We start from the raw sequence: 17114 nt of genomic DNA on the forward strand, positions 1-17114 counted from the left end.
GCCGGTCAGGCCCGCCCGACTCCGCCGAGGATGCCGGGCCTGACCAGGTCGTACGTTCCGTCCTTCGGCGCGTCGGCGGCCCAGTCGGCGACCGGCACCACGCCGGGTCCGAGCAGCTCGAGATCGGTGAAGTAGCCGGAGATCTGGCCGAGGCCGCGCCGGGCCAGGCCGCCCGCCGTGGTGCTCGCGTAGACCTGCCGGCCCGCCTCGGTCTCGTCGTCGGTGGCGTCGCCCGCGTACAGGTGGGAGAGCACCAGATGGCAGCCGGGCCTGAACCTGGCCCGGATCGCGGCCGTGATCGCGGCGGCCTCGGCGTCGTCGGGCACGAAGTGCAGCACGGCCACCATGAGCACCGCGTAGGGCTCTGACAGGTCGAGGTGCCGCGCCACGAGCGGGTCGTCCAGGATCGCGTCGGGGTCGCGCAGGTCGCCCGCCAGCGCCACGACGTCGGGCTCCCTGGCCAGCAGCGCGCGGGCGTGGGCGAGCACGACCGGGTCGTTGTCCACGTAGACGACGCGGGAGCCGTGGACGTGCCGCCTGGCCACCTGGTGCACGTTGTCCTGGGTGGGCAGCCCGGCGCCGATGTCGATGAACTGCCGCACGCCCGACTCGGCGATCGTGCGGACCGCGCGGCCCAGGAAGGCGCGGTTGGCGCGGGCGATCTGCCGGGCGTCGTTGCCCATCCGGCGGCCGAGCTCGATCATCTTCTCGGCGGCCACCCGGTCGGCGGGGAAGTGGTCGCGGCCGCCGAGGTAGTAGTCGTACATGCGGGCGACGCTCGGCACGGAGGGATCGACGCCGGCTGGTACGCGGTCCGTCTCGGCCATCGGTGACGCCCCTTCCCGTGGTCCTTCGAGCCGGAGTCTAAGCGCAACGAGCCGGACGTTCCGGGGCCCGTGCGGTGAGCGGGCGATCAGGTGCGGCGGAAGGTGCGGCGGTAGGCCAGGGGCGCGACGCCGACGGCCGTGTGCAGGTGCTGGCGCAGCGACACCGCCGTGCCGAATCCCGCCCGCCTGGCCACCTCCTCCACGCCGAGATCGGTCGTCTCCAGCAGGCGCCTGGCGTGCCGGATCCGCTGCTCGGTCAGCCACTTCGCCGGGCTCTGCCCGGTCTCCTCGCGGAAGCGCCTGGTGAACGTGCGCACGCTCATCCTGGCGTGCCCGGCCAGCGCGGCCAGGTCGAGCGGGGCGTCGAGGTGGGCGAGCATGTAGTCGCGAGTGGCCGCCGTGCCGCCGCCGGGACCGTCGGGGAGCGGCCGGTCGATGTACTGCGCCTGGCCGCCGTCCCGCCACGGCGGCATCACGCAGCGCCGGGCCACGGTGTTGGCCACCTCACTGCCGTGGTCGCGCCTGATCACGTGCAGCGCCAGGTCGAGCCCGGCCGCCACGCCCGCCGAGGTCAGCACGTCGCCGTCGTCCACGAACAAGACGTCGGGGTCCAGCTTGACCTGTGGGAAGAAGCGGGCGAAGCGGGGCGCGTCGCGCCAGTGCGTGGTGGCGGGACGGCCGTCGAGCAGCCCGGCCGCCGCGATCACGAACGCGCCCGTGCAGATCGACATGACCCGGGGACGGCCCTGCAGGGCCTTGTGGAGCGCGCCGGAGATCGTGCCGTCGAGCAGCGCCGGGCCCCCATGGATGCCCGGCACCACGACGGTGTCGGCGGTGTCGAGCACGTCGAGGTCGTGGTCGGGCAGGACGGCGTAGCCGGCCTCGCAGCGTACCGGCCTGCGCCCTTCCGAGCAGGTGACCACCTCGTACAGGCGCTCGCCCGACGGTGTGCGGGCCGCGCGGAAGACCTGGCCGGGCACGCCGAGGTCGAGCGGGGCGAAGTGGTCGAGCGCGACGACGACGATCCGATGGGGCATGGCCTGATTCTTGCACATATTGGCTTTCGGGCCACTCGTGGCCATGTGCCGGGATCGTTCAGGATGTGCGCATGACTGTGAGCACCACCCCCGCGAGCGGCCGGCGGTTGCACCGGGCCTGGTTCGTCGCGGCCGTCGCGTTCGTGGCCATCCTCGGGGCCGCCGGCTTCCGCGCCACGCCCGGCGTGCTGATCACACCGCTGCAGGAGGAGTTCGGCTGGTCGGCGGGCACGATCTCGCTGGCCGTCTCGATCAACCTGGTGCTCTACGGGCTGATGGCCCCGTTCGCCGCCGCCCTCATGGACCGCTTCGGCATGCGCCGCGTGGTCGCCGCCGCCCTGGTGCTGATCGCCGCGGGCAGCGGGCTGACCGTGTTCATGACGGCGACGTGGCAGCTCCTGCTGTTCTGGGGCGTGCTGGTCGGCCTCGGCACGGGGTCGATGGCGCTGGTGTTCGCCGCGACGGTCGTGGACCGCTGGTTCGTCCGCCACCGCGGGCTGGTCACCGGCATACTCACCGCTGCGGGCGCGACCGGGCAGCTCGTCTTCCTTCCCGTGCTCGCCTGGCTCGCCGAGGGTCCCGGCTGGCGCTTCGCCTCGCTGACCGTGGCGGGGGCGGCCCTGCTCGTGGTGCCGTTCGTGTGGTGGCTGCTGCGCGACCGTCCCGAGGACGTCGGCACCACCGCGCTCGGCGCGGACCCCGCCGCCCCGCGACCCGCGCCGCCCGCCACCGCCAACGCGGCCCTGCGCGCCGTCTCCGTGCTCGCGGCCGCGGCGCGGACGCGCCCGTTCTGGTTCCTCGCCGGCGGCTTCGCGATCTGCGGCGCCAGTACGAACGGCCTGGTCGGCACCCACTTCATCCCCGCCGCGCACGATCACGGCATGGCCGAGCCCGTCGCCGCGGGCCTGCTCGCCGTCATCGGCATCTTCGACATCGTCGGCACCGTCGCCTCCGGCTGGCTCAGCGACAGGATCGACCCCAAGGTGCTGCTCGGCGTCTACTACGCGCTGCGCGGCCTGTCGCTGATGGTGCTGCCCGGCCTGTTCGCGGCCACGACCGAGCCCAGCATGCTCATCTTCATCGTCTTCTATGGGCTGGACTGGGTGGCGACCGTGCCGCCGACCGTCGCCCTGTGCCGGCGCATCTACGGGGCGGACGGCGCCGTGGTGTTCGGCTGGGTGTTCGGCTCGCACCAGGTGGGCGCCGCCATCGCCGCCGTCGGCGCCGGACTGACCCGCGACCACCTGGGCGCCTACGACCTCGCCTGGTACGCCGCAGGCGCCCTGTGCCTCCTCGCCGCCGGCATGTCCCTGGCCATCGGGCATGCTAGAGGGCGATGAACGCCGAGCTGTACGTCCTGCCGCTGGTCGTCCGCATCGAGCGGGCCACGCCTCCCGAGCGCACCGACGCCCTGGAGGCCGCCGCCATGGCCGTGCTGAGCCTGCTGGCCGACCCCGGTGAGTGGGCCGCCGAGCTGCACGCCTGGCAGTCCACCGGGAAGATCCGCAAGGTGGTGCGCCGGGCCAGGGGCGCCGAGTGGCGCAGGGCCGTCGCGCTGCCCGGCCGGACGATCGAGCACCGCAGCGCCGAAGTGCGCGTCCACCCGCCCGTGCCCCTCGACGACTGGCCGCGCGACCTGGCCAGGCTCCAGGTCTCCGGCACCGACCTGACCGACACCGCCGCGCCCGGCCCCGCCGAGCCGCCGACGCTGTGGGAGAACCCGGCGCTGGAGATGTCCGCCGGCAAGGCCATGGCGCAGGCCGGGCACGCCGCGCAGCTCGCCTGGTGGGCCAGCGACGCCGGTGAGCGGGCGGCCTGGCGGGAGCGGGGGCTCGCGGTGACCGTGCGCACGGCGGACGGTTCCTCCGGCTTCTCGTCGATGGTCGGGGCGGGGCTGCCCGTGGTGCGTGACGCGGGGTTCACGGAGATCGAGCCTGGATCGTGCACGTTCGTGGCGGACGCGCCCTGGCTCGCCGGGCGGGTCGCCCGCCCCTGACTGGGACGCCGTTCCGGGGGTTCCAAGATTGCACTTCGGTAGCTTCAGGGACGCCATGCCGGGATATGTCGTACGCTCCCGTCGTGCTCCATGGGGAAGATGAGATCAACGGTTCCCAAGTGATTACGCCCGCGCGTCGCGGGACCCCGACATCTCCCCCCAAACGCTCCCGCATCGGTGATATTCGGATGCGGGTGGTGTACCGGGGGCTGGCCGTGGCCGCCGCCGTCGTGGCCGCGGCCGCGACGCTGGCCGTGGTGCTCCCGGCAGAGCCGGACGAGGTCGCGGCGGGGCCGGTAACCGCGCCGCCGGCCGCACCGTCCTCGTCCGGCTCCGCACCTTCCTCCCCGCCCGCTCCCACCGCCCCGCCCACCGCCGCACCCACCCCCGTGGCGGCACAGCACCAGGTGACGCCCCGTCCCGGCGGATCGCTCGCGCCCGGCTACACCGCCATGGAGGCCCTGTACGCCGACCCGCGCGTGCCCAAGCTCACCCGCTCCGTCAAGCGCATGGCCCTGCGCTCTCCGGGCCGCCGCTTCGTCAAGGACCGGCGCTCGGGGCTCGCGGTGCCCCGGCTGCCGCGGCCGTGGAAGGCGTACGGGGCGGCGCCGTTCACCACCAAGCAGGTGCTGCCCAGGCAGCGCGGCACCGCGCCGCGCGGCATCTTCGTCACGTGCCCGCTGCCGATCATGGAGCAGAAGTCCGCGCGCGACACGGCGCTGCTGGCCGCCCGCTGGACGCTCAACCACCACCCGGAGGGCTCCCGCATCACCTGGCTGGCCTCCCAGCCGGTCAAGCGCGGCTGGATGCTCGTCTACCGCGTCACGTACGGCAAGCGCACCTCCCGCGCGGCCGTCGTCGTGCTCGACGGGGGAATGAGCAAGCCGGGACTTGCGTTCGTCACAGTGCCGGACTCACAGCGCAAGCAGTGGCGTGACATCGGCCGCGTGGCCTCAGGGGTGCGTGTTCTAGGCTAGAAAGATCATGAAAGCGGCGATGTTGGGGAGTGACGCCGTGGAACGCTCTGGACCGCCGCAGGCTCCGGACAAGGGCAAGGGCAAGCCGCCCTGGCGTTCGGAGGGCCTGCCAGGCACGCCCGGAGGCCGGCCCAAGATCAACTGGTGGCGGTTCATCGTCACCCTGCTCGTCGTCTACGCGGGCTTCTTCGTCGTGTCGTCGTTCGTCGACAGCGGTTCGGTCGAGACGATCTCCTACACCGAGTTCACCAACCAGGTGAACGCGAAGAACGTCAAGGACATCTACGCCCAGGGCCTGTCGGTCGAGGGCGACCTGAGGTCGCCGGCGAAGAACCCCGACGGCGGCTCCTCCTACACCCGCTTCGCCACCGAGATCCCGGCCTTCGCCAACACCGACCAGCTCGACCAGCAGCTGGCCACCGGCCAGGTCGTGATCACCTCCAAGCCCATCACCCGCGGCTTCTTCTCCAACCTGCTGCTGTCGCTGCTGCCCGTGCTGCTGCTGGCCGGTCTGTGGATCTGGATCATGCGGCGCGGCGCCAGCATGATGGGCGGCGGCCTGGGCGGGCTCGGCAAGTCGAAGGCGGCCAAGCCCGTCGACGCCGGGCAGGTGCGGGTCACGTTCGAGGACGTCGCGGGCATCGACGAGGTCGAGAACGAGCTCGTCGAGATCGTCGACTATCTCAAGGACCCCGGCAAATACCGCAGGCTTGGCGCCAAGCTGCCCAAGGGCGTGCTGCTCGCCGGCCCTCCCGGCACCGGCAAGACGCTGCTGGCCAGGGCGGTCGCCGGTGAGGCCAAGGTGCCCTACTTCTCCGCCAGCGCCTCCGAGTTCATCGAGATGATCGTCGGCGTGGGCGCCTCGCGGGTGCGCGACCTGTTCGAGGAGGCGCGCAAGGTGGCGCCGTCCATCGTGTTCATCGACGAGATCGACGCCATCGGCCGCGCCAGGGGCGGCGCCGGTGGCATCGGCGGCCACGACGAGCGCGAGCAGACGCTCAACCAGATCCTCACCGAGATGGACGGCTTCTCCGGCGCCGAAGGTGTGATCGTCATCGGGGCCACCAACCGTCCCGAGATCCTCGACCCGGCGCTGCTGCGTCCAGGGCGCTTCGACCGTACGGTGCAGGTGGGCCTGCCCGACGCGGCCGGCCGCGCCGCGATCCTGGCCGTCCACACGCGCGGCGTGCCGCTCGAGGGCGAGATCAGCCTCGACCAGATCGCCAAGACCACGCCCGGCATGACCGGCGCCGACCTCGCCAACCTGGTCAACGAGGCCGCCCTTCTCGCGGCCAAGCGAGGGCGCGAGAAGGTCACCATGGCCGACTTCGCCGACGCGCTGGAGAAGCTGCAGCTCGGCGCGGCCCGCAGCATCGTCATGCCGGAGGAGGAGCGCACCCGCACCGCCTTCCACGAGGCCGGTCACGCGCTGCTCGGCATGCTCCAGCCCGGGGCCGACCCGGTCAGGAAGATCTCCATCATCCCGCGTGGCCGGGCGCTCGGCGTCACCCTCTCCACCCCCGACTCCGACCGCTACGCCTACGACGAGCAATATCTGCGCGGGCGCATCACCGGCGCGCTCGGGGGCATGGCGGCCGAGCAGGTGGTGTTCGGCGTCATCACCACCGGCGCCGAGAACGACCTGGAGCAGGTCACCATGATCGCCCGCGGCATGGTGGGCCGGTGGGGCATGTCGGAGAAGGTCGGTCCGCTGACCATCCTGCCCAACGACGGCCAGCAGCCGCAGGCCTCGCCCGTCACGCTCGCCATGGTGGACGAGGAGGCGCGGCGGATCGTGGACGAATGCTACGAGCGCGCTGTTCAGGTGCTCAGCGACAACCGCGACAAGCTCGACGCCATCGTGGCGGCGCTGCTGGAGCACGAGACGCTGGACGAGGCCGGGGCGTACGCCGCGGCCGGGCTGCCGCGGTCCACCGAGGGCCAGCCGCCCGCCGTGACGCAGCGCCCGCCGGCCGAGGTGCACCGCTCGGCCGCCGTGGAGGGCGGGTCCTTTCCCAAGAATTAGGACATTCCGGACGTTGCTTCGAGTCCTGCTCGGGAACGTCTCCCGAGACACGTGTGGATCGGGGGACCGTCGTGACACTTAATGACGAGCTTCTCGCCGGACTCGGAGCCCCAGGGCTGGAGCAGATAGCCGGGATGCTCGGCACCGATCAGCTCACGGCACGCCACGTCATCGAAGCCGTGTCCGCGACGATCGTGGGCGGCCTGGCCCGCAACGCCGCCCACCCGGACGGCGCCGACGCCCTGCGCGGGGCGCTCGACGACCACATGGACGCCGACCCCTTCAACGGCGACGTGGCCTCGCTGACCCGCGACGGGCACAGCATTCTCGGGCACGTGCTCGGCGCCCAGGGCACCGAGCAGGCCGCCACCACCCTCGCCAGGCTCGCCGGGGTCGGCTCCTCGGCGATCATGAAGCTGATGCCCCTGATCGCCCCCATGATCATGTCCCTGCTCGCGAACCGGGCCACCGAGCGCGGCATGGACGCCGCCACCCTCGCCGACGACCTCGACGGGGAGCAGGCGGCTGTGCCGGCCGAGCTGGGGGACGTGGTCGACGGGCTGCTGGGGGACATCCTCGGGGGGAACGTGCCGCGGCAGCCGGGGGCGTTCTCGCCGTACCGGACGGAACGGGAAGTGACGCCGGGGAGCACGTCCAACGCCGACTGGTGACTGGCGCGGCGGCCAGGTAACTGTTTCTTAACTGTATGTGATCGTTCAATTACTCTCAGTGATGGGGGTCGCAGAGCGTGACCCTGTTCACTGGAGGTTCCCCTTGCCACGTACCCTCAACAAGATCATCGCCCTGGTGGTGGCGATCACGATGCTGGGCCTCACCACGGCCACCCCCGCTCACGCGGCAGGAGAGGCGTACTTCCGCTTCACCGACGGCTACGGTCACCACCGCTTCACCATCCAGCTCCGCGACGCGGACAAGATCGCCCACGCCCGCCGCATCCTCAGCGGCGCGGAGACCCAGCAGATCCACGTCATGGGCCGGATCCGCAAGTATCCAGCCCCCTACAACCACTCGTGGAGTTACCACCTCGACCCCGACACGATCGGCTTCTTCGAATACGCGATCGAGGTCTGCGACTCCACCATCACCTACCTCGAGGATCACCTGGACGAGGCCGGCGGCGCCTTCCTGCCAGGGGCCCACTGGTGCCCCTGGAGCTCCCGCCTGGTCGACGAGGTCCGTCCCTCGTAGCCCCGGTGGTGCCTCCTTGACATCGAGGGCCGGGGGTGTCAAGGAGGCTGCCCGGTGACCGGTACCCTGATGTGGTGATCGTTCTCGCCTCAGCCTCCTCCACCCGCCTGGCACTCCTGCGCAGCGCGGGCCTCGACCCGAAAGTGATCGTCAGCGGCGTCGACGAGGACTCCTACTCCGCCTACTCACCCGCCGCGCTCAGCCTGGTGCTGGCCAAGGCGAAGGCGGAGGCCGTGGCGAGCGGGCTCGAAGAGGGGCTGGTCATCGGCTGCGACTCGATCCTCGAGCTCGACGGCCGCCCTTACGGCAAGCCGGCCAGCCGCGAGGAGGCCATCGAGCGCTGGCGCCTCATGCGCGGCCGCACCGGCCGGCTCGTCACCGGTCACTGCGTCATCGACGTCGCCGCCGGTCGCCAGGCCGCCGAGACCGGCACCACGGTGATCCGGTTCGGTCAGCCGTCCGAGGACGAGATCGCCGCCTACGTCGCCACCGACGAGCCGCTCAGCCTGGCCGGGGCGTTCAGCATCGAGGGGCGCGGCGGCTGGTTCGTCGAGAGCATCGAGGGCGACCACGGCAACGTGCTCGGCGTCTCCCTGCCGCTGCTGCGCGACCTGTTCGCCGAACTCGGCTACTCGATCACGTCGTTCTGGCGCTAGCCTGCCGGACATGCGAGCACTGCGTGACTTCACCGGCGGCGTGGGCTTCTTCTTCCAAGGACTCGGGTGGGTCGCCAGGAACGGCCGGTGGTGGCTGTTCGGGCTCATCCCCGCGCTGATCGCGTTCGCGGTCTACGTGGTCGCCCTGATCTTCCTGGGGACCAACGCCTCCGACCTGGCCGCGTTCCTCACCCCCTTCGCCGACACGTGGAGCTGGCGCGAGGCGTTCCGTACGGTGGTGGCCGTCGCGCTGGTCCTCGGAGGGCTGGCGGTGGCGGTGATCACGTTCACGGCGCTGACGCTGGCCATCGGCGACCCGTTCTACGAGCGGCTGTCGGGCGAGGTGGACCCGCTGGAGACGGACGACGACCAGCCGTGGTGGCGTACGCTGCCGCGCTCCATCCGCGACAGCCTGGTGACCCTGCTCTACGTGCTGCTCTTCACGATCCCGCTGTTCTTCCTGGGCTTCGTACCCGTGATCGGACAGACCGTGGTGCCGGTCGTGGGCGCCCTGGTGTCCGGCTTCTTCCTCACCGTCGAGCTCACCACCCTCGCCATGGAACGCCGCGGCATGGTCCGCAAGGACCGCTTCGCCCTGCTCCGAGCGAACAAGTCCAGCGCGCTGGGCTTCGGGGTGGCGGTCTTCCTGCTGTTCCTGGTGCCCTTCGTCGCCATCGTCGCGATGCCGGCAGCGGTGGCGGGCGCGGCATTGCTCGTACGCACCCGCCTGGCCCCCACCCCGCCCACTCCCACCCCGAACCCACCCAGCCCTGCCCCCTGACACATCTCGCGGCCCTGCCCGCGTCCTGGCCCTTGCCACGCTTGCGATCACCTCACGGCTCGGCAACCTCGGGATGCGCCGGCTCGACGGCCGGGGGAGGCTTCACGACCCCCGGTGCCCCCGATGTCTCGGGCCAGACGACTTGGGGCCGGGCCGCCTCTGGCGGGCCGGCCTGGCTTTGAATTTGCTTCTGCGTCTGCTTTTGCTTTTTGCGACTGTGGCGGTCTGTGGCTGTGATCGCTTCACATACTGAGAGCCTTGGCCTGCGGGTTGTCCACAGCCAATCCCGCGTTGAGCCCATCATCCACAGAACCGCCTTCGGCTGCCCGGGAGCCCCTCCGCGCCCGCCACCCTATGGACCCATGACGACCAACCGCTCGCCCCGCCCCACCTCCCGTTCCCCCTTCACCCCCGGCCCACCGTTCGTCCCCGCACCTCGCCAGCCCGTCGTCCCCGACTCCGCGCACTCGCTCATCGGACCTCAGGCGCCGTTCGGTGCAAGCGCCATCAGCGACGCTCCCACCACCGGCATGTCACAATCCGCCGCGCCAAATCCCCGCGCCTCAGGTCCTGGCACCTCACGTCCCGGTACGTCAGGTCCTGGCAGCTCAGACCCCAGCGCTTCAACCTCCGAGACCCCGCGGTTCGGCCCCGCAGTGGCGCCGACCGCCTCAGTCCCGGGCGCTTCTACCCCCAAGACCTCAAGGTTCGAGCCCGCAGCAACCTCTACCCTGAGGGCGGATGCCTCGGGGACCTCTGCCGTGCCCACCGATGCTTCGGGAGTTACCGCCGCGCGTACCGACGTTGCGTGGGGCGACGCCTCGAATGCCGACGGCCCGCAAGTCGGTGCCCGCAGTGCCGATGTCTTGGACGCTGCTGCGTGGAGTGCCGACAGGTTGGACGCCGACAGGTCGGAGTCCGGTGTATTGGACCCCTTCGAGTTCTCGTCCGAGCCCTGCCTGACCCTCACCAGTCCCACCGACGTCCTGGCAGCCGTCCCCTACCTGGTCGGCTTTCATCCCACCGCGAGCCTCGTCGTCGTGGGTCTGGCCGAAGGCCGAGCCAAGATGGTGGCCAGGTGGGGCCTGCCCTTCCCGCCCGGCACCCTCGACGCCATGACCCCTCTCATTGACCGCGAGGGCATCACGGACGTCGTGATCGTCGGCTACGGTCCCGGCGACCTGGTCACGCCGGCGGTCGATGAGGCGAGGACGCTCGCCCTGACGACCGGCATCCAGGTAGGGGAGGCGCTGCGAGCCCATGAGGGCCGCTACTGGTCCTACATCTGCAACGTGGCCACCTGCTGCCCCGCCGAAGGCACTCCCTACGACCTCTCCACAAGCCCGATAGCGGCCGAGGCGACCGTACACGGCCTGGTGGCCCTCCCCAACCGCGAAGCCCTCGAACGCACCGTCGCCCCCGTGACGGGTCCCGTACGGATGGCGATGCGGCGGGCCACGTCCGAGGCGATCGCCGCCTTCAGAGCGGACCTCATGGCCGCCCCCGACCTCGACACCTTCGCCCGGCACTTCGTCGCCGACGGCCTGGCCAGAGTCCGATCGGCGCTGGAGACCCACATCGAAGGCGGCCGCCTCGACGACGTGGAGGCGGCGAAACTCGGCATGGCACTGACGGTCATGAGAGTCCGCGACGAGGCGTGGACCCTCATGCACGAATCCCACGCGGCGCTCTGGAAGGACCTGACCCGCCGCCTGGAGCCGCGCTTCGTGCCCCCGGTCGCGTCCCTGCTGGCCATGGCCGCCTGGCGCTCGGGCGACAGCGTCCAGGCCACGGTCGCCCTCGAACGCGCCCTGACGACCGACCCCGGCTACTCGATGGCCAACCTCCTCATGCACGCCCTCCAAAACCTGCTCTCCCCGTCCATCCTCCGGGGCCGCCTCCCCACCCCTGAAGAACTGGACGCCACCATGGGCCGCGCCAACCCCGCCTGGCTCCTCCCCTTGATCAACCTTCTCGACGAAGAAGACCTGCACCCCACCCTGGAATAGGTCCACTATCGGCCGGCCCCGGACCCTTCTCAGCCTGGCTGCGTGCGCGTGGCACAGCAAGAACCCCTCAACGCAGACCCACCCCGCGACACACAACCGGAGCCCATGCCACCCACCTGAATACGAAGTTAGGGTCGCCGAGATGCGAGTGCGGGTCTCCAAGGTGGGGTTCGCGCCTAGCGTGGACGTCGCGCCTCAGCGTGAACGTCGCGCCTTAACGTGGAGTCCGACACCCCAACGTGGACGTCGCGCCTCAGCGTGGAGTCCGGCATCCCCCACGTGGAGTTCGCGCCTCAGCGTGGACTTTGCAGCTCTGTGTGGGGGCTGTGCCGCCGGGGTCGAGTTCGTACCGTCCTTGAGCTCGCAACCCTGAGGTTGGGGTCCGTGGCCGCCGGTTGAGGTCGCTGTGCTCGGCTGGGGTCTTGTCTTTCCCGTTCGGGCATGGTGGGGCCAGGGGCGGTGCCCGAGCGGGAAGGGGTCAGAGGGAGCCTTCTTCTCGCTTGCGGCGTTCGTTGTAGGCGCGCATGCGCGGCGGGTAGCCGGTCAGCTGCACGTCGTACACCGGCAAGGCGAGATCGCGGGCGACCTTGTGGATCACGGCGGGGGAGCCGACCCTGCGCCTGGTCCACTCGCCGTCGTCGGCCACCGCCACGGCGGTCGTGTCGGTGGCGAAAGTCTCAGGTTCGACGTAGAACTCGACGCCTCGCCGCGAACGGGCAAAGGCGATGAGCGCCTCGATGTCGGCGTCGGTCGCCTCTCGGTCGAACTTCGCGATCTTGCGGCCGCGCAGTCGACGAATGCCGTAGCGGTCTCGCCATCTCATGAATCCTTTTTATACCGTCTCGAGCCCGCGCGCGTCGGGGAAGATCTCGGGGACGTATCCGGGATTCTCCCGATGGCCCCATCGGTTGGGGGCGACGCAGTATGTGAGGTGTCAGCTCGATTCTCTGAGGGAGAGGCATGGCGATTATGGCTGGGGTACCGAAAACCCCCGGGCCGGGCGAGGTGCCGCCAGCTCATCTGCGCGTCACCAACCAGGACCGCGAACACGTCGTCGAGCACGTCAAAGCCGCTTACGCGGAGGGACGATTCGACAAGCTCGAGTTCGACGACCGTTTGGAACGTGCGATGACCGCGCGTACGCACGGCGACCTCGTGCCCATCATGAACGAGCTCTACGGTGCGAACGCGGTGCCTCAGCTCGCTTCCGTGCCGTCGGCACCGGTGCGCCAGGAGGCGCCGGCTGAGAGCAACGAACGCCTCGGCGGCGCGATCGCCCATCTGGTGCCGCTCATCGGGTTCCCGATCGTCGGTCCGCTGCTCCTGCTGCTCACCGGCGCGAAAACGTCGCCTTACATGCGCAAACACGCCCTCGAAGCGCTCAATTTCCAGATCACCGTGGTCGGGACCACCGTATTGCTGCCGCTTACCTTCGTCGGGATCGTGCTCGTGCCGTTCATCTGGGTCGCGGCAGTCGTGCTTTCCGTGGTCGGTGGCATCTCGGCGCTGACGGAGGGGGATTTCCGTTATCCGCTGACGCTTCGTCTGGTGAAGTGATCGGGCCGTACTGGCCGTGCGCGTCGTTTTCGAATTGTTATACCCGCCGGGGTTCAGCGCCTCGGCGGGGCGTGAGGCTTTTGCGTGGTATGAGATGTGGCGGGCCTGCGTCCCCATTTTGAGTGCGGGGGTGCATTGAGATGAATGCGCTGCTCAAGCGCCTGCGGTGACGTCGATCGCCCCGGGGGGTGGGTTGTGCCGAGCGCTTGCGAGGCCAAGCGGCGGGGGTGTGCGGGGGTCGGGTGGCGGCGCGGCGCGGCGCGGGTCAGCGGACGAGGACCTCGTACCTGACGCGCATGACGCCGGCGCTGGTGTTGCCGATGGCGGCGAAGGCGGCTGTGGACAGGTCCAGGCAGCGGCCCCCGATGTACGGGCCCCGGTCGTTGATGCGGACCGTCACCGACTCGCCGGTCCTCGGGTTCGTGACGCGGACCCGGCTGCCCAGGGGGAGGGTCTTGTGGGCGGCGGTCATCGCGTTGGGGTTGAAGCGTTCGCCGCTGGCCGTCATCTGGGGTTCGCCGTAGTAGGAGGCGCCGCAGGTGCCGGAGGAGAGGACACGGAGCTTCGGCTTGGCGGGCTTCGACTTGGTCGTGCGGCTCTTGGACTGCTGCTCGGCGGAAGAGGATCGGTCGCCGGTGGAGCTGTCCTGGTCGGCCGAGGAGTGGCGGTCCGTGGAGGATGGTCCCTCCGCCTGGGCCGGCGAGGTGGTCGTGGGCTTTGCGGAGGCTGCCGTCCCCGGGTGGTTCGGGGAGTTCCGGTGGGTTGGGGTGCTGCCGGCTGAGGTGGTGGGCTTCGGCTGGGTGGCGGACGCCGGTGGCTTCTCAGCGGTTCGCGCGGAGGTGGGCTCGGGTGAACGCGTGGTCTTCGCGGCGGGCGAGGGCGGGGTGAGGGCCGCTGCCGGCCTGGGGGAGTCGTCGTTGCCCCTAGTGGCCCACGCGGTGGTCGAGGCGGCTGCCGCTACGGCCACGCTGGCTGCGAGGGCGGCCCAGCGGCGCCGGCTCGGGGAGAGCTTGCGGGTCTGCGGGGACGGCTTTCGAGGCTGCGGGGACGGCTTGCGGGAATGCTGGCCCAAGGTAAACCACGGTCCTGGATAGGGGATGAGGGAGGCAAAGGCCGGGCCGGCAGGGGGTGGGGGCATACGGCGGCCGATCCGTCGGCGGGGCTGGGGATCCGCGCGGACTGGACGAAGATATGCGACAAAGTGCAGGTAAAGGCAACCTAATGGGACGTTCCGTGACTTATCTCACGAGGGTCAGCGTCGTGCCAAAGGCGATCTCGGGTGGGGGATCTTCCGCGAGGCGGCGGGACCACCATCACGGTGAGGTCTATGAGGACGCGTGTGACGCCGGTGGGTGCCAGGTTCGCCGAGCGGGCCCTCCCGCAGGTGGCCGGCGGGCGTGGTTGATTCGCTGGTGGGGCGGCTGTGCTGCGCTCGCCGGGTATCCGCGAGTGTGTGAAGCGCGCGGGTGAAGGGTGTGCCGCGTTCGGGGGTGCTCGACGCGGCCGTGGGGGTGCCGGCGAGGGTGGGCGGGTTAGAGCATCAGGGAGCGTACGGTGTCGACGGTGTCGGCGTCCTCGACTCGTTTGTCCGGGCGGTAGCGGAGGACGCGGGCGAAGCGGAGGGCCATGCCGCCCGGGTAGCGGGGTGAGCGCTGGACGCCGTCGAAGGCGATCTCCACGACCAGTTCGGGGCGCAGGCGGACGGTCCACGTGTCGGTGGGGCCATCGGCGAGCTCCAGGAAGCGTTCGGTCTGCCAGGCCAGCAGTTCGTCCGTGAGGCCCTTGAACGTCTTGCCGAGCATCACGAACCCGCCCTCCGGGTCGCGGGCTCCCAGGTGAAGGTTGGAGAGCTTGCCCTCGCGGCGGCCGTGGCCCCACTCGGCGGCCAGGACCACCAGGTCGAGCGTGTGGCGGGGCTTGACCTTGATCCAGCCCGCCCCGCGCCGGCCGGCCGCATAGGGCGAGGTGAGTGACTTGACCACCAGGCCCTCGTGGCCCGCCTTGACCACGTCCGTGAAGAACTTCTCCGCCTCCGCCACGTCACCCGTCACCAGGCGCGGGGTGAGCAGGGCGGGCGGAACCGTACGGGCCAGGGCCTCCTGGCGTTGCGAATAGGGCAGGTCGAGCAGGTCGGCGCCGTCGACGCGCAGGGCGTCGAAGAAGAACGCGCTCAGCGGCGTCTGCTCGCGCAACCGCTCGACGTTCGTCTTGGTGGAGACGCGGGCGGCGGTCACCTGGAACGGGTGCGGGCGGCCGTCGGGCCGCAGGGCGATGACCTCGCCGTCGAGGACGAGGTCGCCGGACGGCATCTCCAGCACCTCCTCGACCAGCTCGGGCACCTGGGGTGTGATGTCGTCGAGCGTACGGGTGAAGACCCGCACCTCCTCGCCGGAACGGTGGGCCTGCACGCGTATGCCGTCGAGCTTCCACTCCAGCGCGGCCGGGGTGCCCGCCTTGTCGAGCGCGGCGGCGACGTTCTGGGCGCTGCCCGCCAGCATCGGCGCGACCGCCCGCCCCACCTCCAGCCGGAACGCGCGCAGCGCGTCCACCCCGCCGGTCAGCGCCGCCGCCCCGACGGCGGGCAGTGAGCCGCGCAGGGTCAGCGCCCGGCGTACGTCGGCCGACGGCGCACCCGACGCCTTGGCCACCGCCTCGATCATGACGCCGTCGAGTGCCCCCTGGCGCAGCTCGCCGAACAGCAGCCGGCGCATGAACTGCTGCTCCTGACTCGTCAGGCCCGCGAACAGCTCGGCCACCAGCGCCTTGCGTGCCGCCTGCGAGCCTTGGCCCGAGACGGCCTTGATGCGGCTCAGCAGCTCGTCGACCGATGTAAGCGTGGCCGTGGCGGCCAGCTTAGGCTGCGGGACGTCCTCCAGCGTGCGCCAGCCCACCCCCACCTGGCGCTGGGGCAGCTCGCCCGACAGGTAGGAGATGGCGATCTCCGCCTCGTCCGGGCCCACCCGGCCCAGAAGCTCCGCCAGATGGCCGATCTTGCCCAGCCGGGCGGACGTGCGCGTCACCGCCTCGGAAACCCGGACCACGTCGATCAGAAGCACACGCCTATGGTGCCTCACGGGGGCGACATTTCCCCACCTGATATCGGCATATCTGCAGAGTGTGTCGGTAAAGCGGGCGAACGGCGCGGGATGGGCGATTCCCCGTCCCGACTCGGGGGCGGGAGGTGGTCAGAGGAGGCGGGATGGCCGCGCGGGGCGGGCGCCTGGGCGGGGAGGGGCCGGGGCGTCCTTTTGTCGGCGCCCCGGCTCAAACCGCCGTTAGTTCACGGCCAGCAGATCGACGACGAAGATGAGCGTTTCGTTCGGCTTGATGCGGGGCGGGGCGCCGCGGGTGCCATAGCCGAGGTGCGGCGGGATGACGAGCTTGCGCCGGCCGCCCACCTTCATGCCCACGACGCCCTTGTCCCAGCCGCCGATGACGCGACCGGCGCCCAGCGGGAACTCGAACGGCTGGCCGCGGTTCCACGACGCGTCGAACTCCTCCCCGGACGAGAACGACACGCCCACGTAGTGGACCTGTACCTGCTGGCCGGACTTGGCCTCCGGGCCGTCGCCGACGGTGATGTCCTCGATCTCGAGGTCGGCGGGCGGGTTGCCCCCCGGGAAGTCGATCTCGGGCTTCTCGAGTGCCACGAATGAGCTCCTGTTTGGTTGTTAACGGACCCGACGACTCTATGCCGTCGGGATATCGTCGTCGTTCATGGCCGCCCTTTCGCCCGACGCGTTCCTGCTCACCGGCCGCGTGGCCGTCGTCACGGGCGCGGCGCGGGGGATCGGGCGGGCGATCGCGGAGGCGTTCGCGGTTTTCGGGGCTCATGTGGCGGTCTGCGATCGGGACAAGCCGCCCGCCTGTGACGGCTGGTCGCCGTCGATGACCCTCGACGTACGCGACCAGTCCGGCGTCGCGGTCTTCACCGAGGCCGTACGCGAACGCTGGGGCCGCGTCGACATCCTGGTCAACAACGCCGGCGGCTGGCGTCGCACACCCTGACGACACCGCTGGTGGCCGCCCCACAGGGAGA

The 17114-nt window shown here is 70.9% G+C and carries 17 protein-coding genes; 11 read left to right on the top strand and 6 right to left on the bottom strand.

The window, feature by feature from the left end:
• Window positions 1–5 precede the first annotated feature (5 nt).
• The gene (locus AB0K28_RS00120; protein ID WP_364363119.1) at window positions 6–827 is read right to left on the bottom strand and encodes an SAM-dependent methyltransferase; all 822 of its coding nucleotides are present in this window, start codon (window positions 825–827) and stop codon (window positions 6–8) included.
• Window positions 828–913: 86 nt separating this feature from the next.
• Complete coding sequence (locus tag AB0K28_RS00125; RefSeq protein ID WP_364363122.1) at window positions 914–1864, bottom strand: helix-turn-helix domain-containing protein; 951 nt, start codon at window positions 1862–1864, stop codon at window positions 914–916.
• A 71-nt stretch (window positions 1865–1935) separates the two neighbouring features.
• Between AB0K28_RS00125 and AB0K28_RS00130 the strand changes: the two genes are divergently transcribed.
• The 9 genes from AB0K28_RS00130 to AB0K28_RS00170 all read left to right on the top strand — a co-directional run bounded on the left by AB0K28_RS00130 (window position 1936) and on the right by AB0K28_RS00170 (window position 11518).
• Complete coding sequence (locus AB0K28_RS00130) at window positions 1936–3204, top strand: MFS transporter (protein ID WP_364363125.1); 1269 nt, start codon at window positions 1936–1938, stop codon at window positions 3202–3204.
• The gene (locus tag AB0K28_RS00135; protein ID WP_345387826.1) at window positions 3201–3860 is read left to right on the top strand and encodes a peptidyl-tRNA hydrolase; all 660 of its coding nucleotides are present in this window, start codon (window positions 3201–3203) and stop codon (window positions 3858–3860) included. The genes AB0K28_RS00130 and AB0K28_RS00135 overlap by 4 nt, the downstream gene beginning before the upstream one ends.
• A 188-nt stretch (window positions 3861–4048) precedes the next feature.
• Complete coding sequence (locus AB0K28_RS00140) at window positions 4049–4837, top strand: hypothetical protein (protein WP_364363128.1); 789 nt, start codon at window positions 4049–4051, stop codon at window positions 4835–4837.
• Window positions 4838–4874: 37 nt separating this feature from the next.
• Window positions 4875–6863, top strand: a complete 1989-nt coding sequence (gene ftsH / locus AB0K28_RS00145; RefSeq protein WP_364363131.1) for an ATP-dependent zinc metalloprotease FtsH — start codon at window positions 4875–4877, stop codon at window positions 6861–6863.
• A gap of 71 nt (window positions 6864–6934) precedes the next feature.
• The gene (locus AB0K28_RS00150; protein ID WP_364363134.1) at window positions 6935–7534 is read left to right on the top strand and encodes a DUF937 domain-containing protein; all 600 of its coding nucleotides are present in this window, start codon (window positions 6935–6937) and stop codon (window positions 7532–7534) included.
• A gap of 103 nt (window positions 7535–7637) precedes the next feature.
• Window positions 7638–8072 (top strand): calmodulin-binding protein, encoded by a 435-nt coding sequence (locus AB0K28_RS00155; RefSeq protein WP_364363137.1) that lies wholly within the window; start codon window positions 7638–7640, stop codon window positions 8070–8072.
• A 74-nt stretch (window positions 8073–8146) separates the two neighbouring features.
• Window positions 8147–8728 (top strand): nucleoside triphosphate pyrophosphatase, encoded by a 582-nt coding sequence (locus AB0K28_RS00160; RefSeq protein ID WP_345387816.1) that lies wholly within the window; start codon window positions 8147–8149, stop codon window positions 8726–8728.
• Between the two features lie 10 nt (window positions 8729–8738).
• Complete coding sequence (locus tag AB0K28_RS00165) at window positions 8739–9509, top strand: EI24 domain-containing protein (protein ID WP_364363140.1); 771 nt, start codon at window positions 8739–8741, stop codon at window positions 9507–9509.
• 896 nt (window positions 9510–10405) lie between these two features.
• Window positions 10406–11518, top strand: a complete 1113-nt coding sequence (locus AB0K28_RS00170) for a DUF4192 domain-containing protein (protein ID WP_364363143.1) — start codon at window positions 10406–10408, stop codon at window positions 11516–11518.
• 478 nt (window positions 11519–11996) lie between these two features.
• Here the strand turns inward: AB0K28_RS00170 and AB0K28_RS00175 are convergent, their stop codons facing one another.
• Window positions 11997–12341 carry a hypothetical protein gene (locus AB0K28_RS00175; protein ID WP_345387812.1) on the bottom strand — a complete coding sequence of 115 codons (345 nt, stop codon included), beginning with the start codon at window positions 12339–12341 and terminating at the stop codon, window positions 11997–11999.
• A gap of 137 nt (window positions 12342–12478) precedes the next feature.
• Here AB0K28_RS00175 and AB0K28_RS00180 point away from each other — a divergent pair, with 137 nt between their 5' ends.
• Window positions 12479–13075, top strand: a complete 597-nt coding sequence (locus AB0K28_RS00180) for a DUF1707 and DUF4870 domain-containing protein (RefSeq protein WP_364363147.1) — start codon at window positions 12479–12481, stop codon at window positions 13073–13075.
• A gap of 265 nt (window positions 13076–13340) precedes the next feature.
• Here AB0K28_RS00180 and AB0K28_RS00185 read toward each other — a convergent pair whose 3' ends face one another.
• From AB0K28_RS00185 to AB0K28_RS00195, 3 genes are all read right to left on the bottom strand, one after another.
• Complete coding sequence (locus AB0K28_RS00185) at window positions 13341–14042, bottom strand: septal ring lytic transglycosylase RlpA family protein (RefSeq protein ID WP_364363150.1); 702 nt, start codon at window positions 14040–14042, stop codon at window positions 13341–13343.
• 565 nt (window positions 14043–14607) lie between these two features.
• The gene (locus tag AB0K28_RS00190; protein ID WP_364363153.1) at window positions 14608–16131 is read right to left on the bottom strand and encodes an ATP-dependent DNA ligase; all 1524 of its coding nucleotides are present in this window, start codon (window positions 16129–16131) and stop codon (window positions 14608–14610) included.
• 219 nt (window positions 16132–16350) lie between these two features.
• The gene (locus AB0K28_RS00195; RefSeq protein ID WP_345387806.1) at window positions 16351–16725 is read right to left on the bottom strand and encodes an FKBP-type peptidyl-prolyl cis-trans isomerase; all 375 of its coding nucleotides are present in this window, start codon (window positions 16723–16725) and stop codon (window positions 16351–16353) included.
• 67 nt (window positions 16726–16792) lie between these two features.
• Between AB0K28_RS00195 and AB0K28_RS00200 the strand changes: the two genes are divergently transcribed.
• Window positions 16793–17083 (top strand): SDR family NAD(P)-dependent oxidoreductase, encoded by a 291-nt coding sequence (locus AB0K28_RS00200; protein ID WP_364363156.1) that lies wholly within the window; start codon window positions 16793–16795, stop codon window positions 17081–17083.
• The last annotated feature ends 31 nt before the right edge of the window (window positions 17084–17114 follow it).

The organism is Nonomuraea sp. NPDC049504, from assembly GCF_040676845.1.
In the GTDB taxonomy this organism is placed as follows: Bacteria; Actinomycetota; Actinomycetes; order Streptosporangiales; family Streptosporangiaceae; genus Nonomuraea; species Nonomuraea salmonea.